Here is a 558-nt window from a genome sequence, read left to right as displayed (position 1 = left end):
AAATGTCCGCGTTCTGTACGCTTTAAAGTGTAGAACTCATCGACGGGAATATGGTGCGTTTTTTCAAGCCAGACCACAAATGGCCGCGGCTCCTGTACGCGCTCCTTTACCCATGACTTCACGCCCTGCCCGACGATAATCGCCCCACCGAGAATCGCAAACAGCATAATGGCGGCGCGCAGGCGAAATCGCAGGCACCATAAGAACCATCCACAAAGAATCACATGCGTGATAACGCCCCAGGGTTTGGTCACGGTTTCCGTTATCCAGAATAGCGTTTTTAGCCACCAGACCTGATGTCCTGGCTGCCACTGCCAGCCTGATACCCATACGGCAAGCGGCATGATAAGCAACAGGGCGGCGCCTGCCGCGGTGCGCCTCGCAATTGAAAGCATGGATGCTCCTTTTATAAGTAAGTATCACAATCATAACTGAAAATTCTCGCCGGACTGGAAAATTGACAAATTTGTGCCATTCCTGAGCAATTACGTGGTAGTGATTAGGTGATGTCCGCCGCCTTATGGCAAAATAGCGGGATACAAGCCAACAGGCGACGAC

The 558-nt window shown here is 51.8% G+C and carries 1 protein-coding gene; it reads right to left on the bottom strand.

What is annotated here, in order from left to right; translation table 11 throughout:
* Positions 1–395, bottom strand: a 395-nt coding sequence (locus FMN63_RS28330) for a phosphatase PAP2 family protein (protein WP_205514386.1), incomplete at its 3' end; no start/stop codon positions are given.
* Positions 396–558: the final 163 nt, after the last annotated feature.

The sequence above is a fragment of the Stappia sp. BW2 genome (genome assembly GCF_008107695.1).
In the GTDB taxonomy this organism is placed as follows: Bacteria; Pseudomonadota; Alphaproteobacteria; order Rhizobiales; family Stappiaceae; genus Roseibium.
Note: the sequence above shows the minus strand (reverse complement) of the source record. Positions and strands in the feature narration are given on the sequence as shown.